Here is an 18,933-nt window from a genome sequence, read left to right on the forward strand (position 1 = left end):
AGACACCATCTCCATCCTGCGCGGCCTCAAAGAGCGCTACGAGCTGCACCACGGGGTCAAGATCAGCGACTCGGCCTTGGTGGCGGCAGCCGTTCTCTCCAACCGCTACATCTCCGAGCGCTTTTTGCCCGACAAGGCCATCGACCTGGTGGACGAAGCGGCAGCCAAGCTCAAGATGGAGATTACCTCCAAGCCCGTTGAGCTGGACGAGATTGACCGGCGCATCATGCAACTGCAGATGGAGGAGCTCTCCCTTAAGAAGGAAGACGACCCCGCCTCCAAGGAGCGCCTGGGCAAAATTGAGCAGGAGCTGGCCAACCTGATGGAGCGGCAGCGGGAGCTGAGTGCCCGTTGGCAGATGGAAAAAGACGCCATCGAGCGGCTGCAAAGCCTCAAAGCTGAGCGGGATGCCGTCAAGCTGCAGATTGAACAGGCAGAACAAAAATATGACCTCAACCGCGCTGCCGAGCTCAAATACGGCAAGCTGATGGAGCTGGAGCGGCAGATCCAAGAGCAGGAGGCCCACCTGGCCAAGCTGCAGGCCAACGGTGAGCCCTTGCTGCGGGAGCAGGTGACGCCCGAAGACATTGCCGAGATCGTCTCCCGCTGGACCGGGATCCCGGTCACCAGCTTGATGGAGTCGGAAAAGCAAAAGCTGCTGCGCCTGGAAGCCCACTTGCACCAGCGGGTGGTGGGCCAGGACGAAGCGGTAGCCGCCGTAGCCGCTGCCATTCGGCGGGCCCGGGCCGGCCTCAAGGATCCCAACCGACCCATCGGCTCGTTCCTGTTCATGGGGCCCACCGGCGTCGGGAAGACCGAGCTGGCTCGCGCCTTGGCGGAGTTCCTCTTCGATACCTCCGAAGCGATGGTGCGCATCGACATGTCCGAGTACATGGAGAAGCACTCTGTCTCCCGCTTGATTGGGGCTCCGCCGGGCTATGTGGGCTACGAAGAAGGGGGGCAGCTCTCGGAAGCGGTGCGGCGCCGTCCCTACTCGGTGGTGCTCTTTGACGAGGTGGAGAAAGCTCACCCCGATGTCTTCAACATCCTGCTGCAGGTGCTGGACGATGGCCGCATCACCGACTCCCAGGGGCGGACGGTGGACTTCAAGAACACCATCATCATCATGACCAGCAACATCGGCAGCGAGCTGATTCTGGAAATCGGGGGCGATGAGAGCCGCTACGAGGAGATGAAAACTCAGGTGCTGGCCATGCTGCGGCACCACTTCCGGCCGGAGTTCCTCAACCGCGTGGATGAACTCATCATCTTCCACGCCCTCACCAAAGAGCAGATTCGCCAGATCGTCAGCCTGCAGATGCGGCGGGTGGAGCAGTTGCTGGCGGATCAGCAGATTGAGATTGTCCTCACCGAAGAGGCCAAGGACTACCTGGCCGAGCTGGGCTACGATCCCGTGTTTGGGGCCCGACCCCTCAAGCGGGTCATCCAGCGGGAGATCGAAAACCCCCTTGCCACCAAGCTGCTGGAAAACGAGTTCCTGCCCGGCGACCGCATCCTGGTGGATGTGGCCAACGAACGGCTGGTCTTCCGCAAGATTGGCTCTCAGCCCAGCCAAGAGCCACCTGCTGCCGTAGCCGTCAGCTAAGTTGGTTAGAGGCTAATTACCTGGTCAGGTGGGTTGTCTTTTAAGGCCGCGTAGAGGTCGGGAAAGCAGCCCACCTGTACGCCTTTGACCACATTCTTGGGAACGCAATAGCCTGGCTCCTTGCGCCCCTGGCCCTTTGAGTCGCACCACTTGGGTTCCCCTTCCGCCAGGTTGCGCTCCAGGGCGCACATGTCACACATCATCAGCAAAATCTTTTGCGCTTCGGCAATCTTGGCCAGGCGCTCGCCAATGGGATCCCCCTGCCGCAAGACAAAGCAGTTGTCGTCAAAAAAGAACATGCCCATCACTTCCGCGCCGTGTACCCCCGCTTCTAGCTGCGGCAGGATCATCTGGCCCAGCTTGTAGGTGCCGCCGCGAGGAGTGATGAAGACGTAGGCAACTTTCATGGCCGCTCCTTAGGTGTTTTCCAACTTGATTATCATCGATTATCGCTTTCAAAGTAGCACAGCTTACTCAAAGGGCGTAAGACACTCCCCAAGCATTCCTCGCCACTATCCTCGCCCCCAGCCCCTCTCCCAGCCCTCACCCCCGGCCCCTCTCCCAGAGGGAGAGGGGAGTTAGAGCGGCGCGTTCGCGACAGCGTTGCGTAGCAATAACGACGTAACGAACCGTTTCATTGCTATTTGAAATGACTATAAGACTATAAACTGAGATGGGATCTGGAGCTCTGCTCCTCTTGCCTAGGCAGGGAGAAGCCGAAGCAGCTCAGTGTTCAACCGCCATCTTGAAAGGTTTGAAAGGTGCAACCTCGAAGGGGATCCCCCTAGCGCCGAAAGGTTAGTGCCTGGCCGCGCACCGAGGGATCCACCTGACCGTTTTGAAAGGCGATCTGCCCGCCCACAATTGTGAGCAGCGGCCAGCCCACCAGCTCCCAGCCCTCAAACGGGCTCCAGCCGCATTTGGTGAGCAGCTCTTCCCGGCGCACCGGCTGAGGCGTGTGGCGATCCACCAATACCAGATCGGCATCGTAGCCCACCTGCAGCCGCCCCTTGTTGGGGATCCCGTAGAGGCGGGCCGGCGCCTCGCACATCCACTGCACCACCTGGCGCAGGGTACAGCGGCCCTGCTGGGCTGCGGTCAGCATCAGGGGCAAGGCCGTCTCCACACCGGGCATGCCAGAGGGGGAGTGGGGGTAGGGCTGGGCCTTTTCGGCCAGGGTGTGGGGGGCATGGTCGGTGGCGATGCAATCAAGGATGCCGTCGTGTAGCCCCTGCCAGAGCTGGTTCAGGTTAGCCGGATCCCGCAGCGGCGGGTTCATCTGGACGAGGGATCCCAGGCGGGCGTAGTCGGCGGTGCTGAGCAGCAGGTGCTGAGGGGTGACCTCGGCGCTAACCCAGGCGGGTTTGTGCTGGCGCAGCAGCTCCACCTCCAGGCCGGTGGAGAGGTGCAAAATGTGCAGGCGGTGGCGGTAGCGGGTGGCCAAGTCCAAAGCCCGTTGCGAGGCAATCAGCGCGGCCTCTTCATCCTGAATCAGGGAGTGAACCGCCACATCTGTACGTCCGGCAAAGAGGGCCCGCCGGGCTTGAATCCGCGAGTGATCTTCAGCGTGGACGGCGATAACAAAATTGGGATCCGTCTCGGCAAAGATCCGCTCTAATGCCGCTTGGTCATCCACCAGCAAGGGGCCATGCATGGATCCCATGAAGATCTTGATGCCGCAAGCCCCTTGCACCGTTTGCAGCTCTTTGAGGTTATCGGCGGTGGCCCCGATGAAAAAGCCGTAGTTGACCACGCACTTGCTGGCGGCCCGGGCCAACTTGTCATCCAGCGTTGCCTGGTCGATCGTCAGCGGATCCGTATTGGGCATCTCCAGAAAGCTGGTTACCCCACCGCGAGCGCAGGCCCAGGATCCCGTCTGTAGGTCTTCTTTGTGCTCCCGGCCCGGCTCGCGAAAGTGAACCTGGGGGTCGATCACCCCCGGCATGAGGGTATGGCCCTCCGCGTCGATAACCCTAGCCACCCCTTCTGCCGAGAGACTCTGGCCGATTTGGGCAATGCGCCCCTCCCGCACCAGCACATCTCCCAGCCAGGGATCCCCTTCCGGCACCAATAGCTCCGCATTGCGGATCAGCAGACTGTCAGACAAAGCGCCCCCGAGACAACGCTAATTTCCCAGCCAGAATATTCAGAGTACTTTATCAAAATACCTTGGAAGTATCAAAATACCTTGGAAGACTGGCCGCCAATCCGGCACCTCACTTCCGACTCAGCGCTGTCGCGACAGCGCAAAAGGGCTTTGACTTGACATCCCCTCCACGGCTGCGGCTGGCTCCCAGGCAAAGGTCTAGACGGCTCTTTCTGGTAATCTAAGTTGGGGGGTCTAAGATCGGTAGGTGTTGCCCAGTTTCCCTTGCTCCATTCTCTCTTTGCCTGGGGCTGTAGCTCAGATGGATAGAGCAAGCGCCTCCTAAGCGCTAGGTCGGCGGTTCAAATCCGCCCAGTCCCGTCTAAGTGAGTAGCTACTAGCTCCTCCAAGCCGGTGGTAGGATGTAGTCTACTGCCGGTTCTGACGGGGATCAGCCGTCAGAGGCAACGGGGAAAGTGCAGTGAGAATCTGCCGCTGTCCCGCAGCTGTGAGCTGGTTTTGGATCGGGGATCCCTAGTTGTTGTTGCAAAAGCCCTTGACGACGCAAGCCAGCCCCTCCAAAACTGAGCAAGTCAGAATGCCCGCCGGCGGTTTTTCCCCAGTTCACCATATCTGCGAGGTACAGATATGCTTCCCATTTTGACGTTGGCCCGTTCCCGTCCCGAAGTTTTTTCATCGGCCTGCTTACGGATTTTCGACGCTCTTGGAGCGTAGGCACTAAGTCAAAAGCGCGGACAAGAGAGCTAAGCAGTTGGCTCAGGGGCGGCTAACTCTTGGAGGACGTTTTCTTGCTTTGGTTGTGCAAAAGAGTCCTCTAAGCACCCTCCTGTGCCGAGTGGGCCAGCCGATAGGTTGAGGAACGCCTTGACAGCTCCAGCAGGTTTCCTGGCCTAGAGAAAACCTTCTGCCGGGATCCCACCGATAGGCACGTCGGCGGCCATTTCTTGCTGCCTAGGTTGGATGACAACCGGCTGTACAAAGCCAACTGGCGGCAACCTCATTTACCGAATTCAGTTCAGGAGACAGTACCTTATGGCCATCGAAACCCAAACCCTCGGCTATGCCCGCATGGGCAAGCGCCGCGAGCTGAAGAAAGCGCTGGAAGCCTTTTGGAGCGGCACCCTGGAGGCGGAGGCCTTGTCAGCAACGCTCCAGGAGCTGGAGGCACAGGTCTGGGGGGTACAGCTTCAGGCTGGCATCGACCACATTGCAGTAGGAGATCAAACCCTCTACGACCATGTTTTGGACTGGGCCACCTGGCTGGGGCTGATTCCCTCCCGGTTTCAGAGCTTATCAGGCCTGGAGCGCTACTTTGCCATGGCGCGGGGACGGGAGGGCCTGCCCGCCTTGGAAATGACCAAGTGGTTCGACACCAACTACCACTACCTGGTGCCGGAAATTGAGGCCGACGCGATCCCTCAGGCCCATTTCGATGACTTCCTGGCCACAGTGCGGCGGGCGCAAGGGATCCTAGGAAACCGCACCAGCCCTGTCCTCCTCAGTCCGGTTACCCTTCTTGCTCTAAGCCAGCGCTCTGGCAAGTTGCGGGGAGATCTGGAGAAGCTGCTTCCTCTCTACGAGGAGCTGCTGCAGGAGCTGCAGCGACTGGGAATCCGGGAAGTGCAAGTCCATGAGCCCATCTTGGTGACGAGCGAAGGCGACAGTCTCCGGGAAGCGGTGGAGCAGACCTACCGCCGGCTGGCTCGGTTGGGGATCCCTGTCCACTTGGTTACCTACTTTGACGACTTGGGGGAGACTTACCCCTGGGTGGTGGAGCTGCCGCTAGCCGGCCTCAGCCTCGACTTCACCCGCGGCCACAACCTGGAACTGGTCAGAGCCCACGGCTTCCCCGCCGATAAGATCCTAGGGGCGGGGGTAGTGGACGGGCGCAACGTCTGGCAGATCCAGCCCAAGGCCGTTCTGGCCACTCTGCAAGAGCTGCAAGCCCTAGCCCCCAACCTGCGGGTGCAGCCTTCTTGCTCGCTCCAGTTTGTGCCCCACGACGCTGCTCTGGAAACCCACCTGCCAGAGCCTTTGCGGAATGTTCTCAGCTTTGCCGAGCAGAAGCTGGCCGAAGTGGTTCTGCTCGCTCGCACCCTCAACGGCGAAGACACCGCTGCCCAGCAGAACAAGCTGGAACAGCAGTGGCAGGCCTTCCAGGACTTCAATCCCCCCAACCTTGCGGTGCGCCAGGCCTTGGCCAACCTGACGGCGCAGGACTTCCAGCGCTCCCTTCCCTACGAGCAGCGTATAGGCCGGCAGGTCAAGCTGCCACCGCTGCCCACTACCACCATCGGTTCTTTTCCCCAAACCCCTGAAGTCCGGCAGTGGCGGGTCAAGTACAAAAAGGGCGAGATCTCCCAGGCCGAATACGAGGCCGCTATCGACGCCGAAATTGCCAGGTGCATCCGCATTCAAGAAGAAATTGGCCTGGATGTGCTGGTGCATGGCGAGTTCGAGCGCACCGATATGGTGGAATACTTTGCCCAGCAACTGCAGGGCTTTGCCTTTACCGAGCACGGCTGGGTGCAGAGCTATGGCAGCCGCTGCGTGCGTCCCCCCATTCTCTACGGCGATGTGTCTCGCCCTTGCCCCATGACGGTGCGGGAGTTTAAGGTGGCCCAATCTCTAACCCAAAAGCCGGTTAAGGGGATGCTCACCGGGCCGGTAACCATGCTCAACTGGTCCTTCCCCCGCGTTGACCTTTCCCGCCGCGAGCAAGCCTTGCAAATTGCCTTGGCCCTGCGGGCAGAGGTGGCCGACTTAGAAGCTGCCGGAGCCGTAATGGTACAGGTGGACGAGCCAGCGCTACGGGAGGGTCTACCCTTGAAAAAAGAGCGCTGGCCGGAGTACTTAAGCTGGGCGGTGGAGGCCTTCCGACTGGCTACCGCTGGCGCCAAGCCCGAAACCCAGATCCACACTCACATGTGCTACTCGGAGTTCGGGGACATCATCGAGCACATCGAGCGGCTGGACGCCGACGTTCTCTCGATCGAAAACAGCCGCAGCAGCAACAAAACCTTGCTGCAGATCGCCCAAGCGGGCTATCGCCACCAGGTGGGCAACGGCGTTTACGACGTCCACAGCCCGGCGGTGCCCGACACCGAGCAGATTCTCCAGCAACTGCGCCTGGGAGTGGCCCACTTGCCGCTAGAACAAACCTGGGTCAACCCCGACTGCGGCCTAAAAACCCGCCGCTGGGAGGAGGTGATCCCTGCCCTGAGGAACATGGTGGCAGCCACTCAGCGCCTAAGGGAGGAGCTCCAGGCCACCTAGCCCCCGGCAAGATCCCTCAGGCCAACGCTCCCTCCGCCGGCAACCAACCATTTGGGGCTACGACAGCCCCAGCCCGCCTAGCGGCTGGCCAATAGGGCAAGATGGAATTGTCTCGTCACTCCGCTGGATCGACAGACCCAGGGAGGGATCCCTTGCTTGCCCCCTTGCCACCGAAGGAACGATAATCGTCGTCGTCTCCAGCCATATTGACATCATTCTGATGAATCCGACACTTTGGGTTTTTTGGGGCCTAGTCCTGCTGCTGGCCGTGGGCCTGGCAGCCTACCTGCTAACCGCCCGCAAGTACCGATCTCCTGAATCGGTAGCCCGCGCCTACGACGAGTGGACCCGCGATGGGATCCTGGAGTTCTACTGGGGCGAGCACATTCACCTCGGCCACTACGGATCCCCGCCGCGGCGGAAGAACTTCATCCAAGCCAAGTACGACTTTGTCCACGAGATGGTGCGCTGGGGCGGGCTGGATCGGCTGCCGCCGGGGACGACGGTGCTGGATGTAGGTTGCGGCATCGGCGGTAGTTGTCGCCTCTTGGCCCGCGACTACGGCTTTGTCGTAACCGGCATCACCATTAGCCCACAGCAGGTGCAGCGGGCCCAAGAGCTCACCCCCCCCGATCTGCCCGTCCGGTTTCAGGTGGCCGATGCCCTCAACCTGCCCTTTCCCGACGCCAGCTTTGATGTGGTCTGGTCTATCGAAGCGGGGCCCCACATGCCGGACAAGGCCCGCTACGCCAGCGAGATGCTGCGGGTGCTCAAGCCGGGAGGCATCTTGGTGGTGGCGGACTGGAACCAGCGGGACGACCGTCAAAAGCCCCTCAACTTTTGGGAGCGGCTGGTGATGCGGCAGTTGTTGGATCAGTGGTCGCACCCCGCTTTTTCCAGCATCGAGGGGTTTGCCGAACAGTTGCAAGCCACCGGGCTGGTGGAAGGGCAGGTGGAAACCGCCGACTGGACGCAAGAAACCCTTCCTTCTTGGCTGGATTCCATCTGGCAGGGCATTGTCCGTCCCGAGGGCTTGCTGAAGTTTGGCTTGGTAGGCTTGATTAAGTCGCTGCGGGAGGTGCCCACCTTCTTGCTCATGCGCCTGGCCTTCGGCACCGGCCTCTGCCGCTTTGGCATGTTCCGGGCGGTGCGGGCCGCCACGCCGGCAAACTCCGCCTCCCCAGAAGTAGTTGGCCACAGCACCCAATAGGAGACAATGACGATCCTTGCTCCCCCTCCGGATACCCTGGACGCCCTCTACGACGTGATCATCGTTGGCGGCGGCATTGCGGGCTTAACCCTAGCTTGTGCCCTGCAGGGATCCGGCCTGCGCTTGGCCCTCATTGAGGCCCAGTCGGCTGAGGCAGTCAGGCAGCGCCCCTTGGCCTATGCCCTTTCGCCGCTCTCGATCCGCATCTTTCGGGCCATCGGAGTGTGGGAGGCGCTGGCTTCCCACATCACGCCCTTTGCCCAGGTGATCCTGACCGACGCCAACGCTCCCCAGCAGGTGACGTTTAGGCCGGAGGATGTGGGGGAAACGGCAGTTTTCTACTGTGGTGAACATGGCTGGCTGCAGCAGGTGCTCCAGGAGCGGGTAGCCGCCGATCCCCAGATCACCTGCTACTACGAAGCCAGGGTGGAGAGGGTCATCTATGGAAAGGCCGCGGCTGAGGTGGAGCTGGAAACAACCCAAGGCTGGCGCCGGCTGGCCGCCGCTCTGGTGGTGGCTGCCGACGGCCTGCGCTCCCAGGTGCGCCAGGGGGCAGGGATCCCTAGCGACGGCTGGGACTACTGGCAGTCCTGCATCACCGCCCTAGTGGCCCCTGCCCAAGATCACCAAAACATCGCCTACGAACGCTTCTGGCCTGCTGGGCCCTTTGCCATCCTGCCCCTGCCCGGCAATCGCTGCCAGGTGGTCTGGATCCTGCCCCATGAGCAGGCCAAGGCTACCCTGGCGCTCCCCCAGGCTGACTTCTTGGCCGAGATGCAGCGCTACTATGGCCCTCAGGGCGGCGGCCTTACTTTGTTGAACTCCCCCCAGCTCTTCCCGGCTCGCCTGCGGCAGAGCCGCCGCTACTATCAGCACCGCCTGGCATTGGTGGGGGATGCAGCTCACCACTGCCATCCAGTGGCGGGCCAAGGGCTAAACCTCGGTATCCGCGATGCCGCCGCCTTGGCCCAGGTGCTGCTGGAGGCTTACAGACGGCACGAGGATTTGGGAGATGTCAAAGTCCTGTGCCGCTACGGCCGCCGGCGCCGCTGGGAAAACTGGCTGGTGCTGCTCTTTACGGATCTACTGACCCGCACCTTCTCCAACTCCTACTGGCCCCTAGTGGTCTTGCGGCGCTTGGTTTTGCAAGGAATGATCCTCTTCCCGCCGCTGCGGCGCTTTTTGCTGCGCTTGATGACTGGCCTCTGGGGAAGCTCTCCCTACAGCCCCAGCTCCTCCTTGGCCTTCTGAGCCGCCCGAAACACCTCCGCATCCTCGGCCTGTGACCAGTCGGGATCGGCGATCTGGGCGTAGAACTTTTCGTCGTAGGGTCGGGTTTGCACCACCACCGGCATAGGTACGGCATGGCCGAGAACCAGAGCCTGCTGTTTCGAATCCAACTTGGCCAGCACCGTTTTCAAGTTCTGGCTGCCCGCTACCCCAGTAAAGACAGCGTCGATATCCTGCTCGTCGTTGAGGAGGGCCGTGATGCGGGTGCCCAACTGCGACATCACCTCGCTGTCGATACTGGAAGGGCGCTGATCCACCACCAGCAGTGTCACAAAGTACTTGCGCATCTCGCGGGCAATAGTGCCGAAAATGGTCTGCTTGGCTGCCCGCGGATCCAGAAAGCGGTGCGCTTCCTCGATGGTGATGCACAGTTGCCGGGGCCGGTCGAGGGGATTTTTGGACTGCAGGTACCGCTCTGTCTGCTGCACATAGGCCTGGTGGATGCGGCGGGTGATCACGTTGGCTGCCAGCATGTAGGAAAGCAGGTTGGACTGGGCTCCAAACTCGATCACCACGTGAATGCCGCGGCTAAGGGCCTCCAGGATCTCGCCGATGTAGTTGCGGGGCAGACTGTTGCGGATGTACCTGAGGTCGTCGAGGCGGGTCAGCTTGCGCTGCAGGGCTAGGATGGAGGCCTTGTTGCCCATCCTCTGTTCGCAAAACTCTTGGATCTCGGCGTTGGAGAGGCTCAAGAGCCGGCTAATCCAGTCGCGGCCAAACTCGTTGCGCAGGATAATGGCGTTTTCTAGGCTGGCCTCGGAGAGGTTGAGCTCCTCCGCCAACAGGGCCAGATCTTCCACCTCGATCTGGTTGTAGGCAATGAAGAGTTCACGGGCATCCCGCACCCCTCGCCGCTGGGTGGAATCAGGATCCAAGGTATAAATTTGCACCTGGCCGGGGAAGAGCTGCCGCAGCCCCTTGACGGTAGTGGCCTGCCTATCCTCGCTGACTGCCTCCCAGCCGTATTCAGAGTGCATATCGAAAACCAGGTTCACTGCCGCCCGCTTGCGGATGATGCCCGCCAGGATCAGGCGGGCCAAGAAGGACTTACCAGTGCCGGACTTGCCGAAAATCCCGTTGCTGCGCTCCACCCAGCGATCCAAATCCAGACAAATGGGCACCGCCATGTCCAGGGGCTGACCAATGGCAAAGTTGCGCCGAGTGGGGTCGTCTTCCCAGCCAAAGACGGTGCGAAAGTCCAGCTCCCGCGCTTCGTACACCTGGGAAAAGTGGGCCGGCACTGTTTTCACCGGCAGCAGCTCCATCGCCTCAGCACCAGGAAGGGCTGGGCCGCCATCTTCTGGCCGGTTGGGATCAATGAGGGGGTACAGCCTTTCCCCTTCCGTCTGCCGCGGCACCAACATGAGCATCGGCGTGAGGGCAATAACCCCGTAGGTGCCGGTACCCGCCAGCACCTCCTGCAGCAGGGTCTCTTCCGGGCGGGGGGGGTTGACCAGGATCTGGGGGTTGCTGGTTGCTAACGTAACGTCGGTGAGCAGGCCAAAGAAGCGGTGGCGCTCCCCTTGAATGACCACAAACTTGCCCACCCGCAGGTCTTCTACCGAAACGCCAGGGTTGAGGCGAGCTTCCAAGCCCCGACTCAGGGATCCCTGAATCACCGTGGCCAAAGGTTGGGAAGCGGTCATGGCGGTGAGACTAGTTCTGGGCACGGGCGCTGGTGCGGGGGGCGCCATCCTGCACGATCCAGGTGCGGACGATCTCCACCTCCTCCGGCGTCCAAAAGCCCAGACGGGAGAGGGGCAGCCCGCGGGCCTGGATGTAGGCGATCTCCGGGGATCCGCCGCGGGCCTGAGAGCGGTTGGGATTGTTGGCGTTGAGAATGGTGGCGTGGCGGCGCGTCCAGCGGGGATCGATCAACTCGCTCTTGGGATCCCCTGGCTTGACGTAGGCCAGAACCGCCTCGTAGCTATCCAGCAACTGGGTGCGCTGTCGCCCCGCCGGCTGGTGACAGCCGACACAACTGGCCTCCAGCAGCGGTTTGATGTCCCGCTCGTAGGTAAACTGCGGCTCGGTGCGAAAGCGCAGTTGGATAGCCTGCTCCAGCGACAGCCCCTCTTGGGGGGCAATCGTAAGGGTGTAGTCGGTGCTGAAGCGCAAGGGATCTCGAGGCTTAAGCAACAACTCGTCTCCCTGCACGTCGAAAATGACCGCTGCCGGCGGCTCCAACTGAACCGCCAGCCGTTGTAGATTGGGATCCAGCGGCCGATCGAATTGCAGCCGAATGACTCCATCTATCAAAACATCCTGCTGTTCAGGGGCAGGTTGAGAAGAGACCCACTGTAAAGACGCATTCGACTGGGACCAAACCCACGGATGAGACCCGCTGATAAAGAACATTGCTGCCAACAACAACAGCCCCGCCCAAGTTTGCCAGCGGCGAGCCAGGTTCTGTGCAGTTGAAGTGTACATTGCCGCCGCCCTCATGAACTTTAACTTTTGTCAGAATAACGAAGCCCTCTGTGCTTTAGCCATCAATTGATACCTATTGATACAAACAGCTAGGGATCCTCAACGAATACGAGGATCCCTTGTCTGCCTAAAAGCAGTATGACGATGGAGGGAAAGAAGCATCTCGCCCTTCCCTAACCATCGAGGGCTTTACCCAAGCTGAAACGCTGTTATCAGCAGAGAGAACCTCGACAAGGCAGGCGACAGGAAATCAGTCGATGCGCTCTAGCTTGATGTTGTGGTGGCCCAACTTGATCTCGAACTGATCCCCGGGCTTGAGGCCCATCTTCTTGGTGTAGGCAGCTCCGATGAGGAGGTTGCCATTCTTGTGAACCGAAACGCGGTAAGTCGGAGCCCGACCGCGGGAACCGTTCTCATCACTAGCATCGAGATCCACACCGACTGCCTTCAGCAAGGCGTTGTTGAACTGCATCAGATTCACTCGCTCCTGACCATTCTTGGTATAGGTGACGTAGCCACAGGCGCGAGCTTTTTCCTTGCGATCCGCATTTCCCATCGAAGTTACCTTGTCGAGGAGCTCTTGGCCAGTGAGTGGTTTTGGTTTACCGGTCGTAGTCATATCAAGATGGTTCAAGGACAACAGTTAGTGTAGCCAAAAACAAATAGCGATTGCAATAGAGTTGCCTTCAACTCTTTCTTATTAGAGGGGATAAGTTCGGCAACCGGAATGGGATCTGAAGAGGCGAGTGCGCAAAACAGCGGTAGTGAATTCCCTCTGCGGAACAGAACCTGTAGAGTCGAGGTCGGACTTTCGCAAAGAGGGGTTCTCCCCAGGCAAGCCATAGGCTCGTAAGTGCTGTTCTCAGCGGGCTTTGCAGCCGGAGCGCTAGCACCTTTGGGCGAGGGATTCCTGTTGGGTCACTGGTAGGAGGCAAAAGCAGGGAAACTGGAAACAAGGCTGTTTGAGTGTTCTCTGGTATGGATCCCTTTTGGTCGGGGCGGCGTCTGCTGGTTGGGGTGAGTGGGGGAATTGCTGCCTACAAAACGGCGGCTTTGGTATCTGCTCTGGCCCAGCAGGGGGCAGAGGTGAGGGTGGTTTTGACGAAAGCTGCAGAACAGTTTATCTCCCCGCTGACATTTGCCACCGTGTCTCGCCAGCCAGCTTTTACCGATGCCGAGTTTTGGCAAGCCACGCGGGGACGACCGCTGCACATCGAGCTGGGGGAATGGGCCGAAGCTTGTCTCATTGCCCCCTTATCGGCCAACACCTTGGGCAAGGTGGCCCAGGGGCTGGCGGACAATTTGCTCACCAATGTGGTTTTGGCTTGCCACTGTCCGGTGGCCCTGGCACCGGCCATGAATACTCACATGTGGAAGGCTGAAGCAGTGGCCGAGAATTGGCAGCGGCTGCAGCGGGATCCCCGCTTTTGGGCCTTGCCCACTGCCAGTGGCCGCCTGGCCTGTGATGCGGTGGGGGAAGGGCGTATGTTGGAGCCAGAGGCGCTGCAGGAGTATGTGCGGGCTCTGCTCTGGACAGGGGGAAAAAAAGACTGGCAGGGTAAGCGGCTATTGGTGACGGCAGGAGGCACCCGCGAGCCCATCGACGCGGTGCGCTTTATCGGCAACCCGGCCAGTGGGCGGATGGGGGTGGCGCTGGCAGTGGCAGCGGCCTGCCGGGGGGCCAACGTCACGCTGGTGCATGGGCCGCTGGGGATCTCCTTTGATCCAGCACCCTTCGCCATTCGGGCCGTGCCGGTGGAGACGGCAGCCCAACTGGAGAGAGTTTTGCAGGCGGAATTTCCCCAGGCCGATCTCTTGTGGATGGCTGCCGCTGTGGGGGATGTGCGCCCCGCCCAGGTTTACGCGGGGAAGCTGCCAAAAGGCGAACTGCCCCAGATGCTGCCCTTAGAACCCGTCCCTGACCTGGTGGCAGCTTTGGCCCGCCACAGACGTGCTGGCCAGCGCCTCATCGGCTTTGCCGCCCAAAGTGGGGATCCCCTCCCCCCGGCCAAGGAGAAGCTGCAGCAGAAAGGGCTGGATGCCATTGTGGCTAACCCCATCGACCAACCGGACAGTGGCTTTGGCAGCAGCCACAACCAAGGCTACTGGATCCCGCGGCAGGGCAGCCCGGAACTGCTCCCGTTGACCACCAAAGCGGCCCTGGCTCACCGGCTGCTGGATCTGGCCCTGCACCTGGGCTGACTTCCATACCGCGATAACGCTCCCGGCCAAAATCAGGTACCTTTGAGGCTAAGCGCAGAGGGATCCGATGGCGATCATCGTTTTGAAAGCCTGGTATTTGGATTCGGTATTGTCTGCCTCCCAAGTTCAACAGCGAGCCCCTGACTTGCGCCTAAGCCGTACTGGCCTGCTGAAAACGGCGATGCGAGCCGATTTCCTCGACGATGTGGAGCAGGTGAAGGCCTCTGTCTGGTGGCAACGCTACTTGGAAGGGGAGCTGGTGGAGTTTTACATCGAGGGCAGCGGTGCCTATAGCATCTCCAACCTCGATCTGATCAGCCGCGAGATCTACTTCAACAAGCGGGCCACCCTGAACATGACGGAGCCGGCCATCTACTTCTGCGGCCAAGCGGATTATCCCGACTCCAGCGCCACGCTGCACCAAGCGTTGCAGGCGGTGGTGGAGACCATTAACCGCCATCACCAGCCGGTTCTGCCGCTGCAACTGCAGGGATCCCCGCCCGCTGACAGCGAGACACCTCTAATCGACGCAGCGCTGATTCGCAAGCTCAAGCATGCGCTGCTGGTGGTGGCCGATGTCACCCCGGTGCAGGTGAATGGCCGAGGGCGCCCCTTGCCCAGTCCCCAGGTCTGTCTGGAGTTGGGCTATGCCCTGCAAGCGAAGCGCCCCGAGCAACTGCTGCTGGTGCAACTGCCCCGGGACGGCATCGAGGGATCCTTCCCCTTCGGGGTGGAGGGCAGCAGCTTTTTGAAAATCGGCGATCCGCAGCGCCTGCTGGATCAACTGGAAGCTGAGATCCTCCGCCTGCTGCAGCGCCATCGAGTCATCTCCCTCTAATGGCAGCACCTACCCAAGCCTCCCTGGCAGCAGCTAGACTGCTTTGGAGGGCCGCCTGCTCTGTCCATCGACCTAAAGGCGGCTCTTGTCTTGGGCAGAGCCTTCTTTCCCCACAGTCAGACGGCTGCAGCCGCCGCCACACTTCGGAAACTCTCTATCAGCCTCTACTTCCCTGGAACTATGACCCTGGCCGATGCAAATTCTCTGGGTTCTCCGGATCGCTCTGCAGCAGGTTGGCAGAGAGGTTTGAACGGCCTGATGTTCCTGCTGCTGGCGGGAGTTCCTCTATCTTGGGTGGGGCACTTCCGAGGCTGGGATCCCAATTGGGTCTTCCTCTGTGCCGCTTTGGCAGTGGTGGCCTTGGCCAAGTTTATCGGTCAGGCCACGGAGGAAATCGCTGCCTTGACCGGGCCGACCATCGGGGGGCTGATCAACGCCACCTTTGGCAACGCCACCGAGCTAATCATTGGCCTGGTGGCGCTGCGGGCAGGGCTGGTGGAGGTGGTGAAAGCCTCGATCACCGGCTCGATCATCAGCAACCTGCTGCTGGTGGCCGGGCTGGCCATGTTTTTGGGCGGCATCAAGTTTCGCGAGCAAAGCTTTCGGCCCGAGGTGGCCCGCATGAACGCCTCGGTGATGAACCTGGCGGTGGTGGCCCTGATCTTGCCCAGCGTGGTGACCTATGCCGACGCCAACTTGGGGGCGATCTCCATCCAAGAGCTCTCCACGGCGGTGGCCTTGGTGCTGATCGGGGTTTATGGCCTCACTTTGCTGTTCTCCCTCAAAACCCACAGCTACCTTTACACCATTCACGAGGCAGAAGCGGCAGAACATGAAGCCGCTGCCCGCCTTGCTCCCAATCCAGTTTTGCAGGCAGAAGGATCCATTCCCCAGGTGTTGACGGCCCCGCCCGAGCAGCCTGGGCTATGGCCTTGGGTGTTGGCCCTTTTGGGGCTGACGGTATTGGTGGCTCTTGAGTCGGAGTTGCTGGTGGACACCTTGGAGGCTGCCCTAGAACGCTTGCACATGACACCGCTGTTTATGGGGGTGATCTTGTTGCCGATCATCGGCAATGCAGCCGAACATGCGACGGCAATCACGGTGGCCATGAAAGACAAGATGGATCTCTCCTTTTCAGTATCTCTGGGCTCGACGATGCAAATTGCCCTGTTCGTGGCGCCCCTGCTGGTGCTGGCCGGCGACCTGCTGGGCCAGCCGATGAACTTTAACTTCGGCACAGTGGAGCTGGTGGCGATCGCCGTCTCGGTGTTGCTGGTCAACTCCGTCAGCAGCGACGGCCGCTCCAACTGGCTGGAGGGGCTGTTGCTCTTGGCCACCTATGCCATTCTCGGCATTGCTTTCTTCTTCTTAGATTGATGGGAAGAACTTCAGCATCGGCTCATGCCGCACAATCTGCAAGCTTCAAGTAGATCGAGGCGGAGAACAGCGGGATCCCTGCTTTGGCCGCTCCTTTTCGGCACGTCCCTCGCCCTATCCCCGGCCATCGAGCCGGCATGGGGTCAGGAAACTTCTCAAAACAACGGCACCGTCTCCAACCGGCCTTTGCTCAACCCCTTACATGCTCTGGAAGAGCTGCGGCAGGCGCTCAGCCTGCCCACCGCCTCCATCCAAACGGAGGCCGTGACGCTGGATGGACGGCGGCTGTTTTTGGTCGCCGCACCGCAGGGGGATCCCGGCAGCGTGCCGCCGGTGTCGCAGCGGGCCCGCTCCATCGAACAAACCCTGCGCCAGTTGGCCCAGTCGGGCTTCGACCCAGAAACGTTGCAGGTGGAGGTCGTCCTCGACAGCCAAACCAACCAGCCGGTGATCCGGGTGAATGGGCGACATTTGATGACCATCACCTCTCTGGACGCTCAGCTTCAGGGCAGCCAGCCGATGGATTGGGCTGAACAGGTGGCGGGCATTGTCGAGGAGGCCCTGCGCACCTGGCAGCGGGAACGGCAGCCTCAATTTTTGCGCCGCCAAGCCCTGCTAGCCCTCGCCATTCTGGCAGCAGCGGGGAGCCTGAGCCGGCTTTGTCAGCGAGAACGAGGACGGCTGCAGCAAAAACGCGATGCCCTGCAGGCGGAGTACCAGGCCATCCAAGCAGAGGTGCAGGAGCGCCTCCAGGGGGAGCCGGGCGCGGATCCCGTCTTGGTTGAACAACAGGCAGGGCGCAAACGGCAGGCATCCTATTTGGAGCTGCAAATTCGTCTGCTGCGCCTGGTGCAGGTTGGCCTGTGGACGGGCGGCGTTGGGGTGAGTTTGGGCCTTTTCCCCCAAACACGCCCCTTGCAAACGTTTCTCCTGGTCTCGCTGCGCGGCCCTCTGCTGCGCTTGGCAGGGGTGGGCCTGGCGACTTATGGCAGTGTTTGGCTGAGCAGCCTGCTGCTGGACGGCCTCTTCGCCGCCTTGCGCCAAGAGCAGTGGCAAAATGCCCCCACCTATCGCCTCAGCAAACGCCTCAGCACCTTTGCCAGTGTCTCCAAAGGAGTGACAGCCACCGCGCTGGTTTTGCTGGGATCCCTGGTCGGCTTGGCCTCAGTGGGGGTGAATATCGGCCCTTTGGTGGCCAGCCTGGGCTTCATCGGGCTGGGGATTTCCCTGGCTGCCCAGGATTTGATCAAAGACGTGATCAACGGGCTGTTGATTTTGCTGGAAGACCAATTTGCCGAAGGAGATGTGATCGTGGTAGACGGGCGGAGCGGCCTGGTGGAACACATGGATCTGCGGCTAACCCAGTTGCGCAACACCGAAGGCAGCCTGATCTCCATTCCCAACAGCGCCATTCGGGTGGTGGAGAACCTCTCCAACGGCTGGTCGCGGGTGGATTTGGGGATCGTGATCGCCTACGAAAACGACCTGGAACAGGCGATCCGCATCACCGAGCAGGTGGCGCTCCAGATGTACCGGGAGCCGGCTTGGCGGGACAAAATCCTCGAGCCCCCGGAGATGCACGGCGTCGATGACCTGGGGGAGCGGGGGATCACCCTGCGCATCTGGATCAAAGTGCAGCCCCTACAGCAGTGGCGGGTGGCGCGGGAATATCGCCGTCGCCTCAAGCATGCCTTCGACCAAGCCGGGATCCGGATTCCGTTTCCGCAGCAAACCCTCTGGTTCCACAGCCCCTTGGAGATGCGCATCCAGGGCCTCAGCCCAGAGGAGACCCACCGCCTGCTGCGCCTGATGGAGTCGCGGCTCGAGGCCCGTCCACGGGAAAGAGATCCTGACCCAGAAGACCTCACAGACCAGGTTCCTGCCGAGGGTCTTCATCGCCCTTAGCCGCCCAGCCGGCCTGCAGTTGCGACAGGGCCAAAGCTACTCGTCGCCGATGATTTCCGGCTCGGTCAGTTCATCCGACATCTCGATGATGGCGCGGCGAATGGGCTTCATCCAGCCCTCTTCCACATCGTTGGGATCATCGTAGCGGCGACGCTTGGCCCGATTGGCCACCTGCACCGTGATGCGATAGCGGTTTTTGGAAGCGTTAATTAACGCCTCTACCCGACGCATCAGCTCGTCGTTGTCGATGCCCAAGTGAGGGTTGCGCAAGGTCATTGTCGGAGTCCTGCCTTGTCGGTTTTGTTACCAAGTGACCTTTTATCCTAGCAAACCTCTCGGCAGCTCATAAGGGCATCAGCCTAGCCCAGGGTGAGGGATCCCCAATCAAAACCAACGTCCCACCGACTTGCGCACCGCAATCAAGCTGCTGCTGGTGCCCAGAAAAACCCCCATCCCCAGCAACAGCAGCAGCAGAAACCAAAACTCTCCCTGGCCGGGATCGGCCTGCACTACCTTGAGGAAGGGCAGCGCAATCAACCGATCCAGCGCCTCCTGCAGCAACTGTCGGGATCCCAGAACCAAGCCCCAAGCTCCTAGCGCGCTGACTACCCCGAACAGGCAGCCCTGCAAAATAAAGGGCAAGTAAATCCAGGTCGCCGTCGCCCCCACCAGTTGCATCACCTCAATCTCCC

15 protein-coding genes, 1 tRNA gene and 1 riboswitch are annotated in these 18,933 nt (G+C 60.8%); of the genes, 9 read left to right on the top strand and 7 right to left on the bottom strand.

Going from position 1 to position 18,933, the window contains the following annotated elements; all coding sequences use genetic code 11:
• Positions 1 to 1,606: AAA family ATPase (locus NW835_RS12185; RefSeq protein ID WP_414415425.1), on the top strand; the 1,606-nt coding region annotated here is incomplete at its 5' end.
• 5 nt (positions 1,607 to 1,611) lie between these two features.
• On the opposite strand, the gene NW835_RS12190 is transcribed toward NW835_RS12185, so the two are convergent.
• Together NW835_RS12190 and NW835_RS12195 are read right to left on the bottom strand one after the other, a co-directional pair.
• The gene (locus NW835_RS12190; protein WP_414415426.1) at positions 1,612 to 2,013 is read right to left on the bottom strand and encodes a SaoD/DsrE family protein; all 402 of its coding nucleotides are present in this window, start codon (positions 2,011 to 2,013) and stop codon (positions 1,612 to 1,614) included.
• Between the two features lie 377 nt (positions 2,014 to 2,390).
• A complete protein-coding gene (locus tag NW835_RS12195; protein ID WP_414377490.1) occupies positions 2,391 to 3,713 on the bottom strand; it encodes a dihydroorotase in 1,323 nt (440 codons plus the stop codon).
• A gap of 286 nt (positions 3,714 to 3,999) precedes the next feature.
• Between NW835_RS12195 and NW835_RS12200 the strand changes: the two genes are divergently transcribed.
• From NW835_RS12200 to NW835_RS12215, 4 genes are all read left to right on the top strand, one after another.
• Positions 4,000 to 4,073 (top strand) — tRNA-Arg (locus NW835_RS12200).
• Positions 4,074 to 4,111: 38 nt separating this feature from the next.
• Positions 4,112 to 4,317, top strand: a riboswitch (cobalamin riboswitch).
• A gap of 428 nt (positions 4,318 to 4,745) precedes the next feature.
• The gene (gene metE / locus NW835_RS12205; protein ID WP_414415427.1) at positions 4,746 to 6,989 is read left to right on the top strand and encodes a 5-methyltetrahydropteroyltriglutamate--homocysteine S-methyltransferase; all 2,244 of its coding nucleotides are present in this window, start codon (positions 4,746 to 4,748) and stop codon (positions 6,987 to 6,989) included.
• Between the two features lie 220 nt (positions 6,990 to 7,209).
• The gene (locus NW835_RS12210) at positions 7,210 to 8,199 is read left to right on the top strand and encodes a methyltransferase domain-containing protein (protein WP_414415428.1); all 990 of its coding nucleotides are present in this window, start codon (positions 7,210 to 7,212) and stop codon (positions 8,197 to 8,199) included.
• 6 nt (positions 8,200 to 8,205) lie between these two features.
• Entirely contained in the window at positions 8,206 to 9,450 is a 1,245-nt protein-coding gene (locus NW835_RS12215) for an FAD-dependent hydroxylase (protein ID WP_414415429.1), read from the top strand.
• Here the strand turns inward: NW835_RS12215 and NW835_RS12220 are convergent.
• From NW835_RS12220 to NW835_RS12230, 3 genes are all read right to left on the bottom strand, one after another.
• Positions 9,420 to 11,135, bottom strand: coding sequence for a helicase HerA domain-containing protein (locus NW835_RS12220; RefSeq protein WP_414415430.1), 1,716 nt, complete (start codon positions 11,133 to 11,135; stop codon positions 9,420 to 9,422). The genes NW835_RS12215 and NW835_RS12220 overlap by 31 nt on opposite strands.
• A gap of 10 nt (positions 11,136 to 11,145) precedes the next feature.
• Positions 11,146 to 11,919, bottom strand: coding sequence for an Ig-like domain-containing protein (locus NW835_RS12225; protein WP_414415431.1), 774 nt, complete (start codon positions 11,917 to 11,919; stop codon positions 11,146 to 11,148).
• A 250-nt stretch (positions 11,920 to 12,169) separates the two neighbouring features.
• Positions 12,170 to 12,538: an AbrB family transcriptional regulator gene (locus NW835_RS12230; protein ID WP_011429082.1), complete on the bottom strand. Its 369-nt coding sequence runs from the start codon at positions 12,536 to 12,538 to the stop codon at positions 12,170 to 12,172.
• A 359-nt stretch (positions 12,539 to 12,897) separates the two neighbouring features.
• On the opposite strand from NW835_RS12230, the gene coaBC reads away from it, so the two are divergent.
• The 4 genes from coaBC (at position 12,898) to NW835_RS12250 (ending at position 18,241) form a co-directional block, all read left to right on the top strand.
• Positions 12,898 to 14,121 carry a bifunctional phosphopantothenoylcysteine decarboxylase/phosphopantothenate--cysteine ligase CoaBC gene (coaBC, locus tag NW835_RS12235; RefSeq protein ID WP_414364088.1) on the top strand — a complete coding sequence of 408 codons (1,224 nt, stop codon included), beginning with the start codon at positions 12,898 to 12,900 and terminating at the stop codon, positions 14,119 to 14,121.
• 67 nt (positions 14,122 to 14,188) lie between these two features.
• Entirely contained in the window at positions 14,189 to 14,959 is a 771-nt protein-coding gene (locus tag NW835_RS12240; RefSeq protein WP_414364075.1) for a hypothetical protein, read from the top strand.
• A 258-nt stretch (positions 14,960 to 15,217) separates the two neighbouring features.
• Positions 15,218 to 16,336, top strand: a complete 1,119-nt coding sequence (gene cax, locus NW835_RS12245; RefSeq protein WP_414364089.1) for a calcium/proton exchanger — start codon at positions 15,218 to 15,220, stop codon at positions 16,334 to 16,336.
• Positions 16,337 to 16,522: 186 nt separating this feature from the next.
• The gene (locus NW835_RS12250; protein WP_414415432.1) at positions 16,523 to 18,241 is read left to right on the top strand and encodes a mechanosensitive ion channel family protein; all 1,719 of its coding nucleotides are present in this window, start codon (positions 16,523 to 16,525) and stop codon (positions 18,239 to 18,241) included.
• Positions 18,242 to 18,277: 36 nt separating this feature from the next.
• On the opposite strand, the gene NW835_RS12255 is transcribed toward NW835_RS12250, so the two are convergent.
• A complete protein-coding gene (locus tag NW835_RS12255; protein ID WP_011429075.1) occupies positions 18,278 to 18,517 on the bottom strand; it encodes a DNA-directed RNA polymerase subunit omega in 240 nt (79 codons plus the stop codon).
• Between the two features lie 108 nt (positions 18,518 to 18,625).
• The coding region (locus tag NW835_RS12260) for a cell division protein FtsX (protein ID WP_414415433.1) at positions 18,626 to 18,933 on the bottom strand (308 nt) is incomplete at its 5' end.

The organism is Synechococcus sp. OH2, from assembly GCF_047462155.1.
GTDB lineage: Bacteria > Cyanobacteriota > Cyanobacteriia > Thermostichales > Thermostichaceae > Thermostichus.